General features: G+C 61.0%; 25 protein-coding genes and 2 tRNA genes. 17 read left to right on the top strand and 10 right to left on the bottom strand.

All coding sequences use genetic code 11. The features are described from left to right. The first annotated feature begins 62 nt into the window (after positions 1–62). From RTX98_RS11695 to RTX98_RS11675, 5 genes are all read left to right on the top strand, one after another. Positions 63–139: transfer RNA gene (locus RTX98_RS11695), tRNA-Pro, on the top strand. 181 nt (positions 140–320) lie between these two features. Next, complete coding sequence (locus RTX98_RS11690) at positions 321–626, top strand: ETC complex I subunit (RefSeq protein WP_189501474.1); 306 nt, start codon at positions 321–323, stop codon at positions 624–626. Between the two features lie 23 nt (positions 627–649). Beyond that, positions 650–726, top strand: a tRNA-Arg gene (locus tag RTX98_RS11685). A 179-nt stretch (positions 727–905) separates the two neighbouring features. Further along, positions 906–1,169, top strand: a complete 264-nt coding sequence (locus tag RTX98_RS11680) for a hypothetical protein (protein WP_312796747.1) — start codon at positions 906–908, stop codon at positions 1,167–1,169. After that, positions 1,166–1,303, top strand: coding sequence for a hypothetical protein (locus RTX98_RS11675; RefSeq protein ID WP_312796746.1), 138 nt, complete (start codon positions 1,166–1,168; stop codon positions 1,301–1,303). The genes RTX98_RS11680 and RTX98_RS11675 overlap by 4 nt, the downstream gene beginning before the upstream one ends. Before the next feature lie 54 nt (positions 1,304–1,357). Here RTX98_RS11675 and RTX98_RS11670 read toward each other — a convergent pair whose 3' ends face one another. From RTX98_RS11670 to RTX98_RS11645, 6 genes are all read right to left on the bottom strand, one after another. Then, positions 1,358–2,398: a sensor histidine kinase gene (locus tag RTX98_RS11670; protein WP_312796745.1), complete on the bottom strand. Its 1,041-nt coding sequence runs from the start codon at positions 2,396–2,398 to the stop codon at positions 1,358–1,360. A 1-nt stretch (position 2,399) separates the two neighbouring features. Then, positions 2,400–2,813: a response regulator gene (locus tag RTX98_RS11665; RefSeq protein ID WP_189503199.1), complete on the bottom strand. Its 414-nt coding sequence runs from the start codon at positions 2,811–2,813 to the stop codon at positions 2,400–2,402. Positions 2,814–2,845: 32 nt separating this feature from the next. Continuing rightward, a complete protein-coding gene (locus RTX98_RS11660; protein ID WP_312796744.1) occupies positions 2,846–4,339 on the bottom strand; it encodes a sensor histidine kinase in 1,494 nt (497 codons plus the stop codon). Between the two features lie 114 nt (positions 4,340–4,453). Then, on the bottom strand, positions 4,454–5,131 hold the full coding sequence (locus tag RTX98_RS11655; RefSeq protein ID WP_312796743.1) for an HdaA/DnaA family protein: 678 nt from the start codon (positions 5,129–5,131) through the stop codon (positions 4,454–4,456). A gap of 3 nt (positions 5,132–5,134) precedes the next feature. Further along, entirely contained in the window at positions 5,135–6,337 is a 1,203-nt protein-coding gene (locus RTX98_RS11650) for an AI-2E family transporter (protein WP_312796742.1), read from the bottom strand. After that, positions 6,309–6,866, bottom strand: a complete 558-nt coding sequence (locus tag RTX98_RS11645; RefSeq protein WP_312796741.1) for a CDP-alcohol phosphatidyltransferase family protein — start codon at positions 6,864–6,866, stop codon at positions 6,309–6,311. Before RTX98_RS11645 ends, RTX98_RS11650 begins: the two co-directional genes overlap by 29 nt. Before the next feature lie 143 nt (positions 6,867–7,009). Here RTX98_RS11645 and purM point away from each other — a divergent pair, with 143 nt between their 5' ends. Both purM and purN read left to right on the top strand, forming a co-directional pair. Continuing rightward, complete coding sequence (gene purM / locus RTX98_RS11640) at positions 7,010–8,074, top strand: phosphoribosylformylglycinamidine cyclo-ligase (protein ID WP_312796740.1); 1,065 nt, start codon at positions 7,010–7,012, stop codon at positions 8,072–8,074. Next, the gene (gene purN / locus RTX98_RS11635; RefSeq protein ID WP_312796739.1) at positions 8,071–8,775 is read left to right on the top strand and encodes a phosphoribosylglycinamide formyltransferase; all 705 of its coding nucleotides are present in this window, start codon (positions 8,071–8,073) and stop codon (positions 8,773–8,775) included. Before purM ends, purN begins: the two co-directional genes overlap by 4 nt. Here the strand turns inward: purN and RTX98_RS11630 are convergent. Next, the gene (locus RTX98_RS11630) at positions 8,725–10,896 is read right to left on the bottom strand and encodes a molybdopterin oxidoreductase family protein (protein ID WP_312796738.1); all 2,172 of its coding nucleotides are present in this window, start codon (positions 10,894–10,896) and stop codon (positions 8,725–8,727) included. The two genes, purN and RTX98_RS11630, sit on opposite strands and share 51 nt — an antisense overlap. A gap of 67 nt (positions 10,897–10,963) precedes the next feature. Between RTX98_RS11630 and RTX98_RS11625 the strand changes: the two genes are divergently transcribed. From RTX98_RS11625 to RTX98_RS11610, 4 genes are all read left to right on the top strand, one after another. Then, positions 10,964–11,818, top strand: a complete 855-nt coding sequence (locus tag RTX98_RS11625) for a 23S rRNA (adenine(2030)-N(6))-methyltransferase RlmJ (RefSeq protein ID WP_312796737.1) — start codon at positions 10,964–10,966, stop codon at positions 11,816–11,818. 94 nt (positions 11,819–11,912) lie between these two features. Then, positions 11,913–12,359 (top strand): hypothetical protein, encoded by a 447-nt coding sequence (locus tag RTX98_RS11620; RefSeq protein WP_189501463.1) that lies wholly within the window; start codon positions 11,913–11,915, stop codon positions 12,357–12,359. Next, positions 12,341–13,045, top strand: coding sequence for a ribonuclease T2 family protein (locus RTX98_RS11615; protein WP_312796736.1), 705 nt, complete (start codon positions 12,341–12,343; stop codon positions 13,043–13,045). Before RTX98_RS11620 ends, RTX98_RS11615 begins: the two co-directional genes overlap by 19 nt. A 30-nt stretch (positions 13,046–13,075) precedes the next feature. Continuing rightward, complete coding sequence (locus tag RTX98_RS11610; RefSeq protein ID WP_312796735.1) at positions 13,076–13,675, top strand: glutathione S-transferase family protein; 600 nt, start codon at positions 13,076–13,078, stop codon at positions 13,673–13,675. 72 nt (positions 13,676–13,747) lie between these two features. On the opposite strand, the gene RTX98_RS11605 is transcribed toward RTX98_RS11610, so the two are convergent. Next, positions 13,748–14,410, bottom strand: coding sequence for a porin family protein (locus RTX98_RS11605; protein WP_312796734.1), 663 nt, complete (start codon positions 14,408–14,410; stop codon positions 13,748–13,750). Between the two features lie 342 nt (positions 14,411–14,752). Between RTX98_RS11605 and RTX98_RS11600 the strand changes: the two genes are divergently transcribed. From RTX98_RS11600 to RTX98_RS11580, 5 genes are all read left to right on the top strand, one after another. After that, positions 14,753–15,514, top strand: coding sequence for an SDR family oxidoreductase (locus RTX98_RS11600; RefSeq protein ID WP_312796732.1), 762 nt, complete (start codon positions 14,753–14,755; stop codon positions 15,512–15,514). Further along, positions 15,492–17,435, top strand: a complete 1,944-nt coding sequence (gene uvrC / locus RTX98_RS11595) for an excinuclease ABC subunit UvrC (RefSeq protein ID WP_416223112.1) — start codon at positions 15,492–15,494, stop codon at positions 17,433–17,435. The genes RTX98_RS11600 and uvrC overlap by 23 nt, the downstream gene beginning before the upstream one ends. A 126-nt stretch (positions 17,436–17,561) precedes the next feature. Continuing rightward, on the top strand, positions 17,562–18,155 hold the full coding sequence (gene pgsA, locus RTX98_RS11590; protein ID WP_312796730.1) for a CDP-diacylglycerol--glycerol-3-phosphate 3-phosphatidyltransferase: 594 nt from the start codon (positions 17,562–17,564) through the stop codon (positions 18,153–18,155). Beyond that, positions 18,112–18,411, top strand: coding sequence for a molybdopterin converting factor subunit 1 (gene moaD / locus RTX98_RS11585; protein ID WP_312796729.1), 300 nt, complete (start codon positions 18,112–18,114; stop codon positions 18,409–18,411). Before pgsA ends, moaD begins: the two co-directional genes overlap by 44 nt. A gap of 5 nt (positions 18,412–18,416) precedes the next feature. Beyond that, positions 18,417–18,902 carry a molybdenum cofactor biosynthesis protein MoaE gene (locus tag RTX98_RS11580; RefSeq protein ID WP_416223111.1) on the top strand — a complete coding sequence of 162 codons (486 nt, stop codon included), beginning with the start codon at positions 18,417–18,419 and terminating at the stop codon, positions 18,900–18,902. A 48-nt stretch (positions 18,903–18,950) separates the two neighbouring features. On the opposite strand, the gene ndk is transcribed toward RTX98_RS11580, so the two are convergent. After that, positions 18,951–19,373: a nucleoside-diphosphate kinase gene (gene ndk / locus RTX98_RS11575; protein WP_189501457.1), complete on the bottom strand. Its 423-nt coding sequence runs from the start codon at positions 19,371–19,373 to the stop codon at positions 18,951–18,953. Positions 19,374–19,469: 96 nt separating this feature from the next. Beyond that, a complete protein-coding gene (locus RTX98_RS11570; RefSeq protein ID WP_312796728.1) occupies positions 19,470–20,162 on the bottom strand; it encodes a glutathione S-transferase family protein in 693 nt (230 codons plus the stop codon). A 55-nt stretch (positions 20,163–20,217) separates the two neighbouring features. Between RTX98_RS11570 and RTX98_RS11565 the strand changes: the two genes are divergently transcribed. Continuing rightward, a complete protein-coding gene (locus RTX98_RS11565; RefSeq protein ID WP_312796727.1) occupies positions 20,218–20,727 on the top strand; it encodes a DinB family protein in 510 nt (169 codons plus the stop codon). Positions 20,728–21,047: the final 320 nt, after the last annotated feature.

Genomic DNA, 21,047 nt, shown 5'->3' with positions numbered 1-21,047 from the left:
CTGTAATTTCACCGAAGTGGTCTTGCCATCGCCGTCTCCGATCTCTAGGAGACGCGAACCGGCGGAGTGTAGCGCAGTCTGGTAGCGCATCTGGTTTGGGACCAGAGGGTCGGGAGTTCGAATCTCTCCACTCCGACCATGATTTCCCAAAGACTGACTTGTGGCCGTGTTCAACGAAAGCGTGCATTGCGTTTCGTGCCGAGCCGATCAGCCTGTGACAATTTACAGTCCCGGGCTTTGCATCCAAATCGCAGCTGCTCTATTGAAGCATCAAAATGCGTGCGGCTTGGCTGCATGATCGCTTAGTCCAGGAGATTATCATGTCCGCCAGAATCTTCAGCCCAGCCAAGACAGCCATGCAGTCGGGCAAGGCGAAGACGGGTTACTGGGTGCTGGAATATGATCCGGAAATGCCGCGCAAGATCGACCCGCTGATGGGCTACACCTCATCGGGCGACATGAAGAGCCAGATCCGGCTGACGTTCCAGACGCAGGAAGAAGCCGTGGCCTATGCCGAGAAGCATGGCATCGAATTTCGCGTGCAGGAGCCGAAGGAGAGCCGCCGCCGGCAGATTTCCTATTCTGACAATTTCCGTTACGAACGCAAGACGCCTTGGACGCATTGACCTAGCGCGGTCGATCGCGCTCCGGTCCCGTAGCTCAGCTGGATAGAGCACCGGCCTTCTAAGCCGATGGTCGCAGGTTCGAGTCCTGCCGGGATCGCCAGTTTCCACTACACTCAGCTTTCTTGACAGCCGAAGTTGCAACTTGGCTTCAGGGCGAGTTGCAGCGTTCGCTCATGCCGCAGTTCTGCTTCGTGCTGTTCAGCACCCGCTTGATCAGCGACGAGAACGAGCGATGTTCGTCCGTTTGGATCAAGCCCTCAACCGATCGTCATACATCAAATGGATGATGACGCCGCGTTTGTTCAAGGGAAATCCTCCGATGCATTGACGCATTTGAGGGGGATCATCATGGCTGCACAACACGGCATTTCATACGACCACGCACCGCTTTCTTTTGAACACTTCGACGCGATGAATTCCAACCAACAGGCTGGAACGCTCGTTCAGCCAAAGCACAATAGCACAGGCAAGGTTTCCGCTGGGGGCTTCTGGTTACCTACGGTGCGGTTCAGCGGAAGCTGCGGGAAGTGGGCATCGTCATGAGCAAGCCGAACGGGCGGTACAGGATCAACTTCTTCGGCGGGCAACCCTCTACCGAGCAACTGATCGATGAGCTTGAGGCTGTTCTGGAAGCAGGATTGAAGCTTGCTTCCACGAGGAAGGGACCGGCCTGGTAGCCTTCTGCCTTACGGACTTCTACTGAGCCTGCAGCGGCCTTGGTGGCACTGCCGTTAGCCGCCTTGCAGCACCAGCGTGGTTCGTGTCCCGCCAACGCCGTTGCCATAGCTGATGGTGCTGCCGAGCGTCGAGGCCATCGCCTTCACGATGCGCGAGCCGAGACCGGTGCCCTTCGCGACACCCTGCCCGTTCCAGCCTATGCCGTCGTCCTCGACGATGAGCACGGCGGTCTGATCATCGGAGCGCCGCACGATCAGGCGGACTTCACCGTCCTGGTTATCCGGATAGGCATATTTGAAGGCGTTGGTCAGAAGTTCGGTCACGATCATGCCGACGGAGACAGCACGGTCCGTGGGGACTGTGAAGGATTCCAGGTCGAGTTTCACGCGCGAGCGATAGCCGGTTGCGGCCATGGAAGCGTCGAGCTCGGAAACCAGCGTCGTGAGATAATCGTCCAAGGCCACGCTCTTCACGTCCTCGGACGTGTAGAGGCTGCGATGGAGGTTGGCGATGGCGGAAATGCGGGCCTGTGTTTCGGCCAAAGCTTCCTTCGCGCCGGGATCCTGGATCGCAGAGGCCTGCATGCGCACCAGCGCAGCCACAAGCGCCAACGAGTTGGCGACGCGATGGTTGACTTCGGCCAGCAAGAGTTCGGCGCGGTCTTTTGCGCGACGGATCTCGTTCTCTGCTTCGATCTGGGCGTGGCGCATGCGTGCGGCGGTAATCGCCTGTTCCAGCGCTTTCGCCAGAAGGGCGATGAAATCCTCGCCGACCGACTTCAGCACATAATCGTCGGCACCCGCTTTCAGCGCGTCGACGGCAATCGAGGCTTCCATCGATCCGGTGACATAGACCACCGGCGGCGCGTCAACTTGGTCGCGCAGCGCGTTCAACACGCTAAGGCCGGTGCCGGAGGAGAGATAATGGTCCAGCACCACGGCGTCGAAGTCGCCATCGCGAATGCCCGCAAGGCCGCTTTCGATGTCGCTTGCGTTCTCGACCTCGAATCCACGACGCGCCAACGACTTCGCGACCAGCCGAACGAGGGCTGGATCGTCGTCGATATGCAGAATGCGGACGGGCCGAGTATGCAAGTTAGGCAGTCTCCGGAACCTGCATCACCGAGAAGAACAGGCCGAGTTGGCGAATCGCGTGGGCAAAGCCCTCATAGTCGACCGGCTTGGTGATATAAACATTGGCGCCGAGATCGTAGCAGCGCTGGATCTCACGCTCGTCATCGGTGGTCGTCAGGATGACCACCGGAGACCGCTTGGTATGTTCATTCGCCTTGACGCGCTGGAGAATGTCCACGCCCGTCATATCGGGCAGGTTCAAGTCCAGTAAAATGAGCAGCTGGCGGCCAGCATTGGCGGAACCCGAACCATCGGGCCCGAGCAGGAACTCGAGTGCCTGCGTTCCATTCGCAAACGGCACGATGGGGTTGTTCACGCCGGCGCGGCGGATGTTCTTTTCGATCAGGCGCGCGTGGCCCTCATCGTCCTCGACCATGACGATCGTGACCGGCTTAGGATTGTCACTCACTACACTTCACTCCTTACGACGGTTCTGAGGTCCAATGGCAGTTCTACGGTGAACGTCGAGCCGCGGCCGAATTCAGACGTCACGCTTATATCGCCCCCGAGGCTGCGAGTCAGGGTGCGCACATGCGCAAGCCCTATACCCTCACCTGCTTTATCCTGTGTGCCCGCGCGGCGGAACAGGTCAAAAACACGCTCATGATCCTGCTCGGCAATACCACGGCCATTATCTTCGACGCTGAGCGTAAAGCGGTTGCCCGGTTTGCGTTCGGCCTTCAAGCGCAGCCGCAGCGGACGGTCCTTGGCGCTGTACTTTACGGCATTGTCCAGGAGGTTGCCGACGATCTGCTCCAGCGACATGCGATCGGAAACAATGCGAGGAACCGCCACGTCGAGGGTCGCCTCGCCGTCATCTTCGATGATCTGATGCTGAATGCTGGCCAGCGTATTTTCGAGCATCGACTTGACATCGATCGGCTCAGGCTTGAGCGGCCGGCGGCCTTCGCGAGAGATCTTGAGGATGGCATTGATCAGGCCGTCCATCTTCTTGGTGGACGAGCGGATGAAGCCGATAGCCTCCGGCAGATCCTCCTGCGCTGCGAGTTTTGCCTCTTTCGCATCATTCTCCGATGCCTTGCCGGGCTCGGCCAGAACGTAGTTCTGGATCGTCTTCATCGTCGTATCGAGTTCGGCGGTAAAGCCCATGATGTTGACGAGCGGCGCACGCAGGTCATGCGTGACGATATAAGCGAAGCGCTGCACTTCCTCATTGGCGCGCAGCAAATCCTGCGTGCGCTCCTGGATCCGCGATTCCAGGCCGACATTGAGGGCTTCCACCTCACCGCGCGCTTGCATGATTTCGCGCGTGTAAACGAGGGCGGTCCAAACGGATCCGCCGACAACCAGCAGAATCACAGCGCCGCCAACCAGGGTGACGATGCGCAAGGCAGAAAAGTTGCTGGCCTGACTGGTCAATCCCTGCAGGGACTGAGCATCGGCTGCCTCGATGGTTTGCGCAAAGAAAGCCTGCGCCTCATCCATCAACTCCTTGCCTTCATTGGTGCGAACAAGGGCAATCGCTTCATCCTTGCGGCCGGTGCGCGCCAGTTCGACCGTGCGCGCCATCTCTTCCAGCTTGGCAGTGATGGCGGTTTCGAAGCGGCTGACATCGACTCGATCACCGAGCAGCGGCTGCACGGTTGCTGCAAGCCGTCCGTAAAGAGGCGCGATCCGGCCGACTTCACGCTCATAGGGTTCTAGATACTGTGCGTCGTCGGTCAGCAGAAAGCCGCGCTGGCTTGTTTCCACGAGTTGGAGCGAGTTGCGCAGGTTCACGGTTGCCGCACGCGCGATGCGCCACTGCGTCAACGTGTCCGAAATTCCCTCCGATCTCTGCGCGAGCCAGAACGTGGCGCCGACGATGGCCAACAAGGCGACCAAGCCGATCAGCAGGAACAATGCGCTGCTTCGCATAAATCGGGCACGGGAAATCGGCATGAAGCGTTGGTCCTTGAACAGCGCTTCCTTGATCGAAGACAGGCAAAGAAACCAGAGGAAAGTGTATTTCCGTTAAGATTTCTGCCGGTTCATCGTTTTAGCAGCAGGCTTGATCTAAGATGCCCGCCCGCTTGCTGCAAGCACTTCGGATACGAGCGTGCGCGTAATTGGACGTCTTTGTTCAAGAGCGGCGCGATCAATGTCTGCCACCACGCTCATCGCGGTGGCAAGCGAGCGTTCGATTCGCCGCGTGATGAACTGCACCACATGCGGCTCGATCTCGATCTGGCGGTCGGCAAAGAGCTTCGTCACAACAGCGTTCAGCAGCATGTCACCCGGTTCGCCAATCTGAACCACCGCAGCCGTCTTCAGGCGCGAGATGAGGTCGGGCAACGTGACGGTCCAGGCTGCAGGCAGAAGCCGCGCCGTCATCAACAGGGTGGCGCCGCCTGAGCGCACGGCATTGATGAGGTGGAACAAAGCGACCTGATCGAGCGGCATGCCATCGGCATCATCGAGGATGATCGCCTGTCCTCGTTCGGCGGCGTCGATCGCGCCTTGGTAATCCGCAGCCGCATCCGTCGCTTCGGCTTCCTCACAAAAGATCGAAAGGAGGTGCGACTTGCCCGAACCTGCCGGTCCTACGAGAAGCGCCAGGGGTGCTGCCCAGCGCGGCCAGTTGTCGATGAGGCTGAGCGCTGCGGCGTTCTCCTCGGATCCGACGAAGTGGTCGCGGCTTTGACCCGGGCGATGACCGAGGTCGAGGGGAAGTTGGCGGGCTCCAGACGGCATGGATCAGACGATCACCTGCGCCGTCTTCCCCTTGTAAAGCGGGGAAGCAAGATACCGCGCGACGGCAAAGCGCACGAGAACGCCAACCGCCGCCGCAGCCGGCACGGCGAGCAGCAGGCCGACGAAGCCGAACAAGGAGCCGAAGGCGAACAGTGCAAACATCAGCCAGACCGGATGCAGACCGACGCTCGATCCCACCAGCTTCGGCTGCAGGATGTTGCCCTCGATGAATTGACCGCCAAAGAAGATCGCCGCCACCAGCACCACCATTGGCCAGTCCGGCCAGAACTGAACACAGGCAACGCCGATAGAGAGAATAAGACCGACCAGCGAGCCAACATAGGGGATAAAGCTGATGAGGCCGGCAAAGAGGCCGATCAGCAGGCCGAAATTCAGCCCGACGACCGTCAGGCCGACGGCATACATGGCGCCCAGGATCAGGCACAGCGTACCCTGCCCGCGCACGAAGCCGGCGGTTGCGCTGTTCACGTCGCGGGCAAGCTGGCGAACGGTCTGGATGTGATCGCGCGGCACGCAACGGTCGATGCTGGCGATCATCCGGTCCCAATCGAGCAGCATGTAGAAGGCGACAACCGGCGTCACCACGAACAGGGCGACGACATCCACGATCGCCTTGCCGGAGTTCCACAGCGATTGCAGCAGCGTGGTGATAAAACCCGCACCTTGCGTGACCAGCCCGCTCAAGCCGTCGCGCAAGGCCGCCGGCTCGACGCCGAAATTCTCGCGCAGCCATTCGGGATCGAAGTCGGTGATCAGCATCTGCAGGTTGGTGATGTAGCCCGGAACATTGGAGATGAAGTCCGACAGCTGCGAGCTCAGCAGCGGCACGATGATGATCACCACCAGCACCACGGCCAGAAGGAAGCTGATCAGGATCACGATCGTGGCCATCAGACGCGACAATCCGAGCCGCTCCAGCCGGTCCGCGACTGGATCAAGGAAATAGGCCAGCGCCATGCCCGCCACGAAAGGCAGCAGGATCGAGCTGAAAACAACGAGAAAGGCGATGAAGCCCAGCAGCGCTGCGCCCCAGAACAGGGCCGCGCGGGCATAGCGCGTGTTCAGGCCGGCGGCCGCGCTTCCGGTGGCCAGAACAAGGTTGTCGGTCTCGATCGCGGTGGGCCGTTCGGAGGCGGATGCCTCAGCGGCCTGGCGGCTAGCCGTCGGAAAGATTGGATCTGCCATAACCGCTCATATGCCTCAGCCAGCCCACGAGATAGGCCGCCGCGGAAGCGACGGTCAAGGAGGCGGAGATATATATGAGGACAGTCCGCAAGGCACCAGCGTTCCAGCCCGATGCGAGTTCGGCCAGAACAACGAGGGCGAGCAGGATCTGGAAGGTCGTGTTGGCCTTGGAGACGAAGAGCGGCTTCATTTCCACGGGATTGCCCATCACGGTGGCCAGCATCACGCCCCCGATGATCAATGCATCACGCGAAACAGCCGTTACCACGACCCAAAGCGGTAATTCGCCGAGGAAACCCAGCACCACGAAGACGCAAACGAGAAGCAGCTTGTCGGCGATTGGGTCGAGATAAGCGCCAAGTTCGCTGCGCTGATCGAATGTGCGCGCGATAAAGCCGTCCACGCCGTCCGAAATGCCGGCCACCAGGAAGCCGACAAAGGCCCAGCCCATATTGCCGCCAAGCAGCGCCAGCACCACGCAGGGCACCAGGAAGAACCTGATCAGCGTTATGATGTTGGGGATCGTCACTCCGCTACTTTTGTCCTCACCGATTCTCAGGTTACCGGCCTCCTAGCACGTTGAAGCCTGTGGTCGAAGAGCGTGTCCAACTTGCGAGCGAAGCTGGTGCATGCGAAGAGCGCAAAAGCCGCGGCAAAACGGAGCGAAAGATCATGACGGGCGAGCAGGACAAGCTCACTTACGCGCAGGCGGGCGTTGATATCGATGCCGGCAATGCGCTCGTCGAGAAGATCAAGCCGATCGTCAAGTCGACGCGCCGCCCAGGCGCGGACGGGGAAATCGGCGGCTTCGGCGGCTTGTTCGACCTGAAGGCCGCCGGCTTCACCGATCCCGTGCTGGTTGCCGCCAATGATGGCGTCGGCACCAAGCTGATGGTGGCGATCGAGGCCGGCAAGCATGACACGGTCGGCATCGACCTCGTCGCCATGTGCGTCAACGATCTCGTTGTGCAGGCGGCCGAGCCCCTGTTCTTCCTGGATTACTACGCCACCGGCAAGTTGGAGCCGGATGAAGGTGCGGCGATCGTCGCCGGCATCGCCGATGGCTGCCGCCAGGCTGGCTGCGCGCTGATCGGCGGTGAAACCGCCGAGATGCCGGGCCTTTACCGCGAAGGCGAATACGACCTCGCGGGTTTTGCCGTCGGTGCGGCCGAGCGCGGTGCGCTGCTGCCCACCAACGACATCGTCGATGGCGACGTCATCCTCGGCCTGTCCTCCTCCGGCGTGCATTCCAACGGCTTCTCACTGGTTCGCAAGATCGTTGAGCGCAGCGGTCTTTCCTATTCCGACCCCGCGCCATTCGCCGAAGGCACCTCGCTCGGCGAAGCGCTGCTGACGCCGACGCGCATCTATGTTCGCCCGCTGCTCAACGCCATCCGCAACACCCACGGCATCAAGGCGCTGGCTCACATCACCGGCGGCGGCTTTCCCGACAACATCCCGCGCGTCCTGCCGCAGGATTATTCGGCCGAGCTCGACCTTGACACGATCGACGTGCCGCCGGTGTTCTCCTGGCTGGCTGAAGTCGGCGGTGTCGAGCCGAACGAGATGCTGCGCACCTTCAACTGCGGCATTGGCATGATCGCGGTGGTGGCAGCCGGTCAGGCCGCACAGGTCGCGGCCGTCCTCCAACAGGAAGGCGAGACCGTCACGCCGATCGGCCAGATCGTGCCGGCGCGCGAGGAGCGCGTCGTTTATCGCGGCACGCTTTCCCTATGAACGGATCACGAAAGCGCGTCGTCGTCCTGATCTCGGGGCGCGGCTCCAACATGCGGGCGCTGATCGAAGCCGCGCGTGACCCGGCCTACCCTGCCGAGATCGTCGGCGTCATCTCCAACCGCGCCAATGCCGCAGGCCTCGACTTCGCAGCAAAGTCGGGCATCCCCACGCGCGTCATCACCAAGGCTGATCATCCTGATTCGGCCGCGCAGGACGCCGCTCTGGAGCGCGCGCTGGCTGAGTTCGGCGCAGAGCTGATCTGCCTCGCCGGCTATATGCGGCTTCTGACCGAAAGCTTCGTTTCGCGCTGGAGCGGGCGGATGATCAACATCCATCCCTCTCTCCTACCTCTCTTCAAGGGCCTGCATCCGCATCAACAGGCGCTGGACGCCGGCGTTCGCTTGCATGGTTGCAGTGTTCACTTCGTGACGTTTGCCATGGATTCCGGGCCGATCATCGCACAGGCGGCGGTTCCCGTTCTGAGCGGCGATAATGAGGACAGATTGTCCGCTCGCACACTGGCTGCGGAACACAAGCTCTATCCCATCGCCCTCCGGCTTCTGGCCGAGGGCAAGGTGCGCATGGTCGGTGACAAGGCCGTCTTCAAGGTGGCCGAAACCAGCACCACGTCGATGCTGATCTCGCCGGATCTAGTTGAGCAAGGTCCCGACCTCGAGGCGCTCGCCCGTTCCACGCCCTGATCCATCTCCGGCTGCGCTGTCCACCTTGCGCAGCCAAACATGCGTGTCGTGAACCACGAGACCACCGTAAGGCGGCGGTGAATCGGCGCTGGTCAGCGTGTTGATGCCTTCGCCGTTCAGATGCGCCGAGTTCGGCCAAATGCCCTCGGCAATCACCACGCCCGACAGCACACCGTCGAACAGCTTGACGTGCAGCGCTACCTCGCCGCGACCATTGCCGATCTCGGCAACGTCCCCTTCGCCAAGATCGAGCTTGGCGGCATCCAGCGAGTTCAGCAGCAGCTCAGGCCGCCCTTCCCGCTTCAACGATCCCGGCGTTTCCGTAAAGCTGGAATTGAGGAACGACCGCGCCGGCGAAGTCGCCAGTCGGAACGGATGCGCCTCATCCGCGCCTTCGATCAGGTCGACATGATCGGGATAGGCTGGCAGGCGCGCGTAATCGCCTTGCGTGCCCATCGATTTCGGCGGCTTGTTGGGCGCCGGCGTGTTGATCCAATCCGGCCGGAAGCGGAACTTGCCGTCGGGATGACCGAAGCCGTTGACGAAATGCGCGTCTTCGAAGGGCGGCTGCATGTCCACGAAGCGTTTCTCCTGCAACTCAGCGAAGGAGCCGAGCCCGCGCTTGTCCAGCATGATGTCGATGTGCTGCCGCGCCGTGAGGCCGAAACCGGGTTTGTTGGCCACACCCAGCCGCTTCGCCAGTTCCTCGATGACATAAAGATTCGGACGCGGCCCGAGCGGCGGCTCGACCAGCTTTGGGCCAAGCGTCACATGCTGCTGCCCGCCGCCTTTGTAGATGTCGTCATGCTCCACGAACATGGTGGCCGGCAGCACGACATCGGCGAGCTTCGCTGTATCGGTCATGAACTGCTCGTGCACGCAGGTAAACAGGTCCTCGCGCAGGAAGCCCTGTTTCACCAGCCGCTGCTCGGGCGTCACATTTGCCGGATTGGTGTTCTGAATCAGCATGGCGGTGACTGGAGGCCCGTCATAAAGCGCCTCACGATCGCCGGTCAGGATGCGGCCGATCTTTGATTGATCGAGATGGCGAATGCCGGAAACGGCCATTTCACGCCCTTCGATCAGCCTTGTATCGAGCTTGAACACGCCGGAATTGGAGTGGAAGGCACCGCCGCCTTCATAAGCCCAAGCACCCGTCACGGCCGGGATCGACAGCGCCGCATGCATGTTGACCGCGCCGTTGCGCTGGCGCGAAAAGCCATAGCCCAGCCGGAAGAAGGTGCGCTTGGTCGTGCCCACCAGCCGCGCGAACGTCTCTATTTCGGCGACGCTGAGACCGGTAATCGCCGCAGCCCATTCGGGCGTGCGTACCCGCAGATGCGCTTCCAGCCCAGCCGGATCGTCCGTGTATTCAGCGAGAAAAGTGCGATCAGCCAGACCATCACGGAACAGCACATGCATCACGGCGCAGGCCAGCGCGCCGTCGGTGCCTGGCCGTAGGATGAGACCGAGATCGGCCTGCTTCATCGTTGCATTGTCATAGATGTCGATCACGACGATCTTGGCGCCGCGTTCCTTGCGGGCGCGTGTGGCGTGGGTCATCACATTGACCTGCGTGACCACGGCATTGGTGCCCCAGATTACCACGCAATCCGACTTCGCCATTTCGCGTGGATCGACACCCCGCAAGGCGCCTGCGCCCATCATCCAGCCAGTCCAGGCAAGGTTGGTGCAGAAGGAATCGAAAGTGTTGGAGTATTTCTTGGCGTGGCGCAGACGGTTGATGCTGTCGCGCTGCACCAGCCCCATCGTGCCGGCATAGTAATAGGGCCAGACGGTTTCGCTGCCGTGCTTGGCCTCGGCGGCCATGAACTTCTCGGCGACGAGGTCGAGCGCGGCGTCCCAGCTCGCTTCCTTCCAAGCGCCCTCGCCCTTTGCACCGGCACGGATCAGCGGCTTCAACAAGCGCTCGGGATGATGCACCCGCTCGGCATAGCGCGCGACCTTGGCGCAGATGACGCCGGCCGTGTAGCTGTTGTCCTTGGCGCCATAGAAACGGCCGACCTGCCCGTCGATGATCTCGACGCTCAAGGCGCAGGTCGAAGGACAGTCATGCGGGCAGGCCGAATGGCCGATCGTGGTGCGGACATGGGTGTTCATGCCGGGCAAACTAGCCGGTTTCGGTTCCGCCGTGTAGAGCGTGCGGTGACGAGGACGAACACATCTCATGAACTATCGACACGCTTTCCACGCCGGCAACTTCGCCGATGTCTTCAAGCATGCGGTGCTTGCGCGGCTGATCGAGTATCTGAAGCGCAAGGAAGGCGCTTTTCGTGTGGTGGATACCCATGCAGGCATCGGCCGCTACGACCTGCAAGCCAGCGAAGCGACGCGCACCGGCGAGTGGCAAGGCGGTATCGCGCGGATTGCGGAAGCGCGCTTCAAGCCTGAAGTCGAAGCTTTGCTCGCGCCTTATCGCTCGGCGGTCGATGCACTGAACCCGAATGGCGGGCTACGCTTCTATCCCGGCTCCCCGCTCGTCACGCGCCACCTCCTGCGCAAGCAGGATCGATTGTCCGCACTGGAATTGCATCCTGAGGATGCAGAAACGTTGCGCACTGTCTTTGCCGGGGATCATCAGGCACGCGTTATCGAACTCGACGGGTGGCTCGCCATGGGCGCGCATCTGCCGCCGAAGGAGAAGCGCGGTCTGGTGCTGATCGACCCGCCCTTCGAGCAACCGGGTGAGTTCGAGCGGATGGCGGAAGCGCTAGCTACGGCGCATCGTCGCTGGCCGGGTGGGATCTACGCTTTCTGGTATCCGATCAAGGATCTGGCGGCTGTGAACCGCTATCGTGAGAGCCTCGCCGGACTAGGCATTCCGAAGATCCTGGACACCTGGCTGACGATTCGTGGCTCCACAGACGAGGCCGGCTTGATCGGCAGCGGCATGGCGATCATCAACCCGCCTTTCACGCTTGAACAAGAGCTGGCCACCTTGCTGCCGGCGCTGTGTCAATGCCTTGCCGAGGATAAAGGTGCGTCTTCCGGGACACGGTGGCTTGCCGGCGAACATGGTTGAGCTTGTTCTAAGGCACCGCTTGACCTGACCGGCTTGACCGGGCAAGTGCGGTGCAGGACACTCAACTCAACGTTTCAGCATCGCGGAGCTTCCAATGGCGCGTGGTTCGTTTCTCCTCAAGGCAGCGGCTGTCTTGGCAGTCAGCCTGGCGAGCCTGGGCGCGCCGGCCGTGCAGGCTGCCGATTACATCCAGGAAATGCCTGCCGACGCCGGCTTCTGCATGGATACCGGCGTTCTCGGCCGCATCCAGTCCAAGTTCCAGCATCAGGTCACGCACGTACCGAACCTGCCGAATGTCGCGATCACCGACTTCCAGGACATCACGCTGCGCCGCTGGCTGCCGGCCGTTCCGGAAGAGCGTCCTATTGCGCGTCTCTACTGCGGCGCGACGGTGAGCCTGTCGGACGGCCATCAGCGCAAGATCTGGTATCTGGTGGAAGAAGGCATGGGTCTTGCCGGCACCGGCTACAATGTCGAGTTCTGCGTGGACGGCTTCGATCGCTGGAACGTTTATAGCGGTGCTTGCCGTATTCTGCGGTGACGGGCCTGCGTTTCGGGCTCTGCCTGGCAGCCACCCTTCTTCTTTCGGCATGCCAGCCGCCTGAATCATCCGGCGAGGCTGATGCCTCCCCTTCTCCGAGTGCCAACGCGATCCCGCAAGGCACCGGCTTCGACTTCTATGTTCTCAGCGTATCCTGGTCGCCCAGTTACTGCCAGGCAGAAGGCGATCAGGCGAATCGGCAGCAATGCGGCCGGCGTGATCCGCATGGCTTTGTTGTTCATGGTCTGTGGCCGCAATTCGAGCGCGGCTATCCTGAGTCCTGCAAGAGCAGCGAACCGGATCGCGTTCCGGACTCGCTCGTCGCCGAATATCGCGACCTCATTCCTTCAGCCGGCCTGATCGGTCATCAATGGCGCAAGCATGGATCTTGCAGCGGCTTGTCGCAAGCCGATTACCTTGCGACCGTTCGTTCTGCTCGCGAAAGAATCAATATCCCCAATGACTTGGATGGTGGTACGCAGCCTGTGTCTCCCCAGGCGATCGAGGATGCGCTGGCAGCGGCAAACCCTGGTTTAAACGCACGCGACATGGCGGTGACGTGCAAGGCGGGGCTGATCCGCGAGGTCCGCATTTGCCTCACCAAAGACAATCTGGACTTTCGCGCCTGCCCCGAAATCGATCGGCAAGGCTGCTCGCGACCGGCTTCGATGCCCGAGGCGCGCTGAGTTTTTGTTCAACCGATTGTCGGAGATTGTATGCCTAAGATCCTGTTTTCCAACGCTTCTCCTTACAGCGCCAAGGTCCGGATGGCGGCGCATCAGGCGGGCATCGCGTTTGAATCGGTGGCTACCGAAACCAGCACACCGCCCGAGTCGCTGCTTGAGGCCAATCCGCTTGGCAAGATCCCGGTGTTCATTCCCGACGGTGGCAGCGCGATTTATGACAGCCGCGTCATCACCCAATATCTAAATCGCGAAAGCAAGGGTTCGCTGTTTCCACGCAATGGAATCAAGCGCTTAGAAGCCGAGCAGATGGAGGCTTTGTGCGATGGGATCTGCGATGCGGCGCTGGCGCATGTTTATGAGCGGCGTATGCGGCCGGAGGAACTGGTGCATCAGCCCTGGCTTGATCGGCAGTGGGACAAAGCCGAGCGGGCGCTCGATCTTTTGAACGGCCAGACCATCAGCCTGCCGACGAAAGTGCATGCCGGGCATCTCGCGCTGCGGGCCACACTGGCCTACCTCGCGCTGCGATTTGAGGGGAAATGGGAGAAAAAAAGGGGAAAATTGATCCGGTGGGCGGACCGTTTTGACCGGAAATTTCCAGAATTGGCGGCGTATCTTCCGAAAAGCTGATCGTTTTTTCCGATTTCAGGCACAAAAAAGCCGGGCACTGAGCCCGGCTTTTTCGTTGGATGGATGCGAAGCTTAGAACTTCACACCGAGACCGACGGACACCTTGTGGTCCTTGGTGCCAACGTCCTGAGCGAAGCCGCCCGTGTTGAACGTGTCGTCCGTGAGGTCGGTATAGCGATACTCGACGCGGCCGAAGACCTGGTCGGTCAGCTTGGCATCGACGCCGGCGCCGACGGTGTAGCCGAGCAGGGTCTGCTTGTCGTTGCCGAGTTCGTTCGACACTTCGACGCGCTCAGCAGCGCCACCAGCCGTACCATAGATCAGGACGCGGTCGGTCGCTGCAACGCCAACGCGAGCGCGGATCGAGCCGTTCAGGCCGCCTTCGACCTTCTGGCCGCCAGCCGAACCGTCAACGCCGCTGTAACCAACGTCGCCTTCAACACCGTAAACGAGGTTGTTGGTCTGCCAGTTGTAACCGGCGAAGCCCGAACCAGCGAAACCGTCGGTGTCAGCTTCCGGACCAACGAGGCCGTTGGAGCGGCCTTCGAAGCCGTAGGAAGCCACGGCACCAGCGTAGGCACCAGCCCACGAAGCAACCGGGAGGGTTTCCATAGCAACCGGTGCCGGCGGCTCTTCCATGATGACGTCAGCTGCCTGGGCGGAAGCGGCAGCGAACAGGGCTGCAGCACCGGCGAGAACCGCAACGGAGCGGCCGTACTTCTTGGTCAGGTTCATTTTCGTACTCCTTGTACACAGGGACCCGCTTGGGACGGATCCAACCACTGTGGGTGTCAAGAGCGACGCTAGAACGCCGTCTGTGCCCTACGAGAATGAAAATGGTCGCGAAATGCGGCTGAACAAGACCCCAAAAACGAAGTTTCCCTGTCAGCAATGTGGCAGAAAAGTGATGTTGCTGCACCGCAACAGACGGGTCAAAAGTTTAATAAAATCTTATGCTTAGGATTTTGCCGGCAAGCATGGTAACCATTTGGTTGAACTGCTGAGAAGGCCTATATTCCGGCTTCGCGTGCGAGTCACGCATGTCGTTTCAACCAAGCTCACCAAGGTCTCAGACTCATGACAGCATTGCCCGTCGCCTTGATCACCGGCGGCGCCCGCCGGATCGGCCGAGCAATCGCCCTCGACCTCGCCGCACACGGACACTGCGTCGTCATCCACTGCAATCACTCGCATGAGGACGCTGACGACCTCGTTGCGGAAATCATTAAAAATGGCGGCAAGGCCGCGATTGTCCGCGCCGACTTGAGCGACACCGATGCGCTGGACGGACTTGTCACCGAGGCTGCGCGCTGTTTCGGAACTCTGGGCCTTCTCATCAACAATGCGTCGATCTTCGAGGAAGACAGCGCGCAGACCTTCGACTGGGATACCTGGGACAAGCATTTTGCGGTTCACGCCAAGGCGCCAGTGCAGCTGGCCCGCGCCTTTGCGCGGCAGCTCGGTGCGGATGGCGAGGGCTTGATCGTCAACATCATCGACCAGCGGGTGTGGCGGGCGACGCCGCGCTTCTTTTCTTATACGCTGTCGAAGTCCGTTCTTTGGACCGCAACTCAGACGCTGGCGCAGGCCTATGCGCCTCGTATCCGGGTCAATGCGATCGGGCCCGGCCCGACCTTGCCGAACAGCCGACAGGATCAGGCCGACTTCGATGCGCAGGTTGCAGCGCTGATTCTGGAGCGTGGTCCGGATCTCGGCGAGTTCGGCGCAACCATCCGTTATCTCTGGCAGGCACGTTCGGTGACCGGGCAGATGATTGCGCTGGATGGCGGGCAGCATCTTGCCTGGCAGACGCCGGATGTCGTGGGGATCCCGGAATGAGTACGGGACATCCGAAAGTCGTTTCGCATCAGGCGGTCTGGTCGGCGAAGCCGCGATTCAAATGCTGGTTAAACGTCTGCCGAACGCGCCCGGCGTTTACCGCATGATGAATGCGGCAGGCGACGTGCTTTATGTCGGCAAGGCGCGCAACCTGAAGAAACGCGTGACGGCTTACGCGCAAGGCCGCTACCACACCAACCGCATCGGCCGGATGGTGCGCGAAACAGCGGCCATGGAATTCGTGATCACGCGAACCGAGATCGAGGCGCTTCTGCTTGAAGCGAATCTGATCAAGCGCTTGCGGCCGCGTTTCAATGTTCTGCTGCGCGACGACAAGTCGTTTCCCTACATCATCCTGACCGGCGACCATCCCGCACCCGGCATCTTCAAGCATCGCGGCGCACGCTCGCGCAAAGGCGATTATTTCGGACCCTTTGCCTCGGCCGGGGCTGTTGACCGTACGATCAACGCCCTTCAGCGCGCCTTCTTGCTGCGCACCTGCACCGACTCGACGTTCGAAAGCCGGACGCGGCCCTGTTTGTTGCATCAGATCAAGCGCTGTTCCGGCCCTTGCACGGGCGAGATCGATGAGGCCGGCTACAAGGAGCTGGTATCGGAAGCGAACGGCTTCCTTTCTGGGCGCAGCCAAAGCGTCAAGGCGCAGATCGCAGCGGCGATGCAGGATGCCTCCGCCGATCTCGATTTCGAGCGCGCCGCGATCTATCGCGACCGCTTGAGTGCGCTGAGCCATGTGCAGAGCCATCAGGGTATCAATCCGGCTTCCGTGGAAGAAGCAGACGTGTTCGCCATTCATGGCGAAGGCGGGCAGACCTGTATCGAGGTGTTCTTTTTCCGAACCGGCCAGAACTGGGGCAACCGGGCCTATTTCCCGAAGGCCGATCCGGCGATCGAACTCAATGAAGTGCTGGGCGGGTTTCTCGCTCAGTTTTATGAGGACAAGCCCTGCCCGCGCATGATCCTCCTTTCGCAGGAAGTGGAAGAACAGCCGCTGCTGGAAGAAGCCCTTTCGACGCTGGCCGGTCGTAAGGTTTCGATTTCGGTGCCGCAGCGGGGCGAGAAGAAGGAACTGGTTCAGCACGCCTTGCAGAATGCACGTGAGGCGCTCGGCCGTCGGTTGGCGGAAACCTCTTCGCAGGCGCGGTTGCTGGAAGGCGTGCAGAGCGTGTTCAAGCTCGAGCGCAAGCCGCGCCGCATCGAGGTTTATGACAACTCACACATCATGGGCACGAGTGCTGTCGGCGCGATGATTGTGGCAGGGCCGGAAGGCTTCATCAAGAATCAGTATCGCAAGTTCAACATCCGCTCGACCGAAATCACGCCGGGCGACGATTTCGGCATGATGCGCGAAGTGATGGAGCGCCGTTTCGGACGCTTGATCAAGGAAAACGGCATCCCCGATCGCACGGTCGCGCCTGATGCGTCCGATGAAGACGAGGCCGTGCCGGCTTGGCCGGACGTCATCCTGATCGATGGCGGCGAAGGTCAGATGACGGCGGTTCGCAAGATTTTGGCCGATCTCGGCATTTCGGATGCGGTACATGCGATCGGCGTGGCCAAGGGCATCGACCGTGAGGCGGGACGCGAGCGCTTCATGATGGAGGGACGGCCAAGCTTCACCCTGCCTGTGCGTGATCCCGTGCTTTATTTCCTGCAGCGACTGCGCGACGAGGCCCACCGCTTTGCCATCGGCGCGCATCGCACGCGGCGCAAGAAGGACTTCGTGCGCAATCCGCTGGATGAGGTGGCTGGCATCGGACCGGGCCGCAAGCGGGCGCTTCTGCACCACTTCGGCACCGCGAAGGCAGTCAGCCGCGCAGCGATGGAAGACCTGATGGCGGTGGACGGCATTTCGGAGTCGATTGCCCGCACCGTGTATAATCATTTCCACGAAAAAGGATAAGCGGGGGCTGGCCTATTAAAGATCGGGGCAAAGATCGCGGCGGGGCGCTTGCCCCGGCTCTCAATTTGCCGCATTTGAACCGCCAACAATCAAGCTCGCGCTAAAGAAGGCTTCGAGACTCATACCATGGCAAGCCGCCGGGCCTTCAACATTCCGAACCTTCTGACTTACAGCCGCATCCTCTGCGTGCCGTTGATCGTGCTTTGCTTTTTCTTCGAAGGCCGCCTGCAATCAAGCGATCTTGCGCGCTGGTCGGCGCTCTTCCTGTTCATTCTGGCGAGCGTGACGGATTACCTCGACGGGTATCTGGCGCGGATCTGGCAGCAGACTTCCAATATCGGCAAGATGCTCGATCCGATCGCCGACAAGCTGCTGGTTTCGGCCTGCCTGCTCCTGTTGGCGGCCGATTCGGACGGTACGATCGCAGGTTGGAGCTTGTGGGCGGCGATCATCATTCTGTGCCGCGAAATCCTGGTTTCAGGTCTGCGGGAATATCTCGCCGCGCTGAAGGTGAGCGTGCCGGTGACGCAGCTCGCCAAATGGAAAACGACGCTGCAAATGTTTGCCATTGCCTTCCTGCTGGCGGGACCAGCGGGCGACAAGCTCGTTCCCTACATCACCCAGATGGGCATCGTGCTGCTCTGGATTTCCGCAATTCTGACCCTTTATACCGGCTATGACTATTTCCGAGCAGGTGCCAAACACATCATCGACGAGTAGGCCGGTGAAACTGGTCTACTTCGCCTGGGTCCGCGAGCGGATCGGCGTGGCGGAGGAAGAGGTGGCAATCCCCTCCTCCGTTGTCACTGTTCGCGACCTTCTTCATTGGCTGAAGGATCGCGGCGAAGGCTATGAGCATGCGCTGCAGGTTCCCGATGTCATTCGCGTTGCGCTGGACCACGAACATGCCGAGCATGACGAGCTGATCGGCAATATCAGCGAGATCGGGCTGTTTCCGCCTATGACGGGAGGCTGATCGTTATGGCGATCAAGCCCGTCATTCGCGTTCAGCGGGACGATTTCGACATTGCCCGCGAGATCGAGCTGGCCACGGCCGGGCATCCCGGGATCGGTGCGGTCGTGACCTTCTCCGGCATCTGCCGTGATGATGGAGGGTCGCTGGCAGCTCTAGAGCTCGAGCATTATCCCGGCATGGCGGAACGAGCGATCAACGAGATTGCGCTTCAGGCCGCGGAGCGCTGGCCATTGCAGGCGATAACCGCGATCCATCGCTATGGCCGCGTTGAACCAGGCGAAAACATCGTGCTGGTGCTGGCGGCCTCGGCGCATCGGCAGGCTGCGTTTGATGGCGCGGCGTTCTTGATGGACTTCCTGAAATCCAAAGCGCCGTTCTGGAAAAAGCTGATTGCAGCCGATGGCAGCGATGGTGGCTGGGTGGACGCCAAGGAAAGCGACGACGAGGCCCTGCAGCGCTGGTCTGCCGCGGAAGGGTTCGAGCGTTCATAAAAAAGCCCGGCATGTAGCCGGGCTTTTCGCATTCAGCAGCTGTAAAAATCAGCCGACGACTTCGGTCTGCGAGAACCAGTAGGCGATCTCGATCGCAGCCGTTTCCGGGGCGTCCGAACCGTGAACTGAGTTTTCGCCGATCGACAGTGCATGCACCTTGCGGATCGTGCCTTCGTCGGCATTGGCCGGGTTGGTGGCGCCCATGATTTCGCGGTTCTTCAGGATGGCATTTTCGCCTTCCAGAACCTGAACCACCGTCGGACCAGCCGACATGGACTCAACCAGCTCGCCGAAGAACGGACGATCCTTGTGCACGGCGTAGAAGCCTTCGGCTTCGCGGCGGCTCATCCAGACGCGGCGCGATGCGACAACGCGCAGGCCGGCATCTTCCAGCATCTTGGTGATCGCGCCGGTGAGGTTGCGCTTGGTCGCATCCGGCTTGATCATCGAAAAAGTACGCTCTACCGCCATGGTCCTGTTGTCCTGTGCTTGGGGGTTCGGGAGGTGGGCGTCCTATACAGAGCGCCCTCCCTGTTGCCAAGCCTTGGTGCCAAGCCTTGGCGCTGCTCAGGCTGCGGCGGGCACGCTGGCGCCGAGGCCTTCGTGCAATTGGAGACAGCGCTCGAACCAGCTTTGCACCGGATCATCGGCAGCAAGGAACCCGTAAGGCGAGATGACGCGCGCCCATTGCAGCGCGCCGAACACGATGTAATCGCAGAACAAGGGCGTGTTGCCGCCGATAAAGGGCTGGTCGCTCAGCATGGTGCGCAGCGGTGCCAAGCCGGCGCGGAAGGTTTCGAGCCGGTCGTCGCGGCCAACTGGCACCTCTTCCAGCGGTTTGTTGAAGCGAGCTTCGCGGGTCTTGCGGAAGTGCGCCTGATCGGCGGGCTCCAAACGATCGTAGATGTCCATCAGCGCCGATGTCGCGATGAAAGGATGCACGGTGAGGAACGACCAGCGCTCGATGAAACGCGCCATCGCCTCGCCGCCGGGACCACCGAACAAAGTGGGGCGATGGGGATAGGTGTGTTCGAGGTAGAGCGCGATGGCGAAGCTATCCGAGACGATCGTGTCGCCGTCCCGGATCACCGGGACGATCTGCGATGCGCCCTCTTCCACCGCTGGGATGGCCGTGAAGGGCGTGGGGATGCTCTCGAACGACAAGCCCTTATGCGCCAGTACCATCTTCACCTTCCAGCAATGCGGGCTGAAAGGACGGGAATGATCCTTGCCGACGAGATCATAAAGCTTAATGGACAAGGCAACACCTCCGGGACTCAAAGCGCCCCGCAACGCTGCATCAGAAAGGCGAGCGATGAAACAGGAATTCCAGATGTTCGCTGCGTATAACAACTGGGCGAACCGGGCGATCTACGATGCAGGCGCGGCCTTGTCCGACGACGAGTTCACGCGCGACACCGGCGTTTTCTTTCATTCGTTGTGCGGCACGCTGAACCACATCCTGGTGGCCGACCGCATCTGGCTGAAGCGCTTTACGGGCCGTGGCGAAGCGCCGGCTGCTCTCAACACGATCATCCATCCGAACTTCGCGCCGCTACGGATCGCGCGCGACGCCGAGGACAAGCGGATTTCGGACTGGATCAACGGTCTGGACGAGGCGGATTTCGCAGGGCGCTTTTCGTATACGACCGTGACCGACATGCGCACCATCAGCCAACGGCTGGCTCCGGCACTGTACCACTTCTTCAATCACCAGACACATCATCGCGGCCAGGCGAGCGCCGTTCTGACCATGCTCGGCCAGCCTGCGCCCAATCTCGACCTCATCAGCTTCCAGCGCGGCGAAGGCCGGCCCTTTGCTTGAGCACCATCAGTAAAGCTGCAAGTCGTCGTTAAGGTGTACGTAAAGCATGCTTACAGGAGGCGCGAAACGTTTCCTGTACCCGCGCGTCTTTGCTTTCGAGGTCGGAGAAACCGGCCAAGCAAATTCAAAGGAACGGGAAATGGTTATGCGTACGAAGACTTTCGCTTCCTCCGTTTTCGGTGGACTTTTGTTGATCTCGGCTGCTTATCCGGCGGCCGCCCTCGATGTCGGCGCAAGCGTCGGCGGCGTGGGTGTTGGCGCCTCGGTGGGTGGTGACGGCATCGGTGCCGGCGCATCCGTCGGTGGCGCCGGTGGCATCG

Source organism: Tianweitania sp. (genome assembly GCF_032053605.1).
GTDB lineage: Bacteria > Pseudomonadota > Alphaproteobacteria > Rhizobiales > Rhizobiaceae > Tianweitania.
This window is presented reverse-complemented; position numbering and strand designations above follow the sequence as displayed.

Bases quoted from the DNA above. Each gene is read 5' to 3' on its own strand.
- RTX98_RS11580 (WP_416223111.1), top strand. From the start codon at position 18,417: ATGGCGATCAAGCCCGTCATTCGCGTTCAGCGGGACGATTTCGACATT.
- RTX98_RS11565 (WP_312796727.1), top strand. From the start codon at position 20,218: ATGAAACAGGAATTCCAGATGTTCGCTGCGTATAACAACTGGGCGAAC.
- purM (WP_312796740.1), top strand. From the start codon at position 7,010: ATGACGGGCGAGCAGGACAAGCTCACTTACGCGCAGGCGGGCGTTGAT.
- pgsA (WP_312796730.1), top strand. From the start codon at position 17,562: ATGGCAAGCCGCCGGGCCTTCAACATTCCGAACCTTCTGACTTACAGC.
- RTX98_RS11605 (WP_312796734.1), bottom strand. From the start codon at position 14,410: ATGAACCTGACCAAGAAGTACGGCCGCTCCGTTGCGGTTCTCGCCGGT.
- RTX98_RS11680 (WP_312796747.1), top strand. From the start codon at position 906: ATGGATGATGACGCCGCGTTTGTTCAAGGGAAATCCTCCGATGCATTG.
- ndk (WP_189501457.1), bottom strand. From the start codon at position 19,373: ATGGCGGTAGAGCGTACTTTTTCGATGATCAAGCCGGATGCGACCAAG.
- RTX98_RS11600 (WP_312796732.1), top strand. From the start codon at position 14,753: ATGACAGCATTGCCCGTCGCCTTGATCACCGGCGGCGCCCGCCGGATC.
- RTX98_RS11675 (WP_312796746.1), top strand. From the start codon at position 1,166: ATGAGCAAGCCGAACGGGCGGTACAGGATCAACTTCTTCGGCGGGCAA.
- purN (WP_312796739.1), top strand. From the start codon at position 8,071: ATGAACGGATCACGAAAGCGCGTCGTCGTCCTGATCTCGGGGCGCGGC.
- moaD (WP_312796729.1), top strand. From the start codon at position 18,112: ATGACTATTTCCGAGCAGGTGCCAAACACATCATCGACGAGTAGGCCG.
- RTX98_RS11690 (WP_189501474.1), top strand. From the start codon at position 321: ATGTCCGCCAGAATCTTCAGCCCAGCCAAGACAGCCATGCAGTCGGGC.
- RTX98_RS11620 (WP_189501463.1), top strand. From the start codon at position 11,913: ATGGCGCGTGGTTCGTTTCTCCTCAAGGCAGCGGCTGTCTTGGCAGTC.
- RTX98_RS11610 (WP_312796735.1), top strand. From the start codon at position 13,076: ATGCCTAAGATCCTGTTTTCCAACGCTTCTCCTTACAGCGCCAAGGTC.
- RTX98_RS11630 (WP_312796738.1), bottom strand. From the start codon at position 10,896: ATGAACACCCATGTCCGCACCACGATCGGCCATTCGGCCTGCCCGCAT.
- RTX98_RS11655 (WP_312796743.1), bottom strand. From the start codon at position 5,131: ATGCCGTCTGGAGCCCGCCAACTTCCCCTCGACCTCGGTCATCGCCCG.
- uvrC (WP_416223112.1), top strand. From the start codon at position 15,492: ATGTCGTGGGGATCCCGGAATGAGTACGGGACATCCGAAAGTCGTTTC.
- RTX98_RS11660 (WP_312796744.1), bottom strand. From the start codon at position 4,339: ATGCCGATTTCCCGTGCCCGATTTATGCGAAGCAGCGCATTGTTCCTG.
- RTX98_RS11650 (WP_312796742.1), bottom strand. From the start codon at position 6,337: ATGGCAGATCCAATCTTTCCGACGGCTAGCCGCCAGGCCGCTGAGGCA.
- RTX98_RS11665 (WP_189503199.1), bottom strand. From the start codon at position 2,813: ATGGTCGAGGACGATGAGGGCCACGCGCGCCTGATCGAAAAGAACATC.
- RTX98_RS11625 (WP_312796737.1), top strand. From the start codon at position 10,964: ATGAACTATCGACACGCTTTCCACGCCGGCAACTTCGCCGATGTCTTC.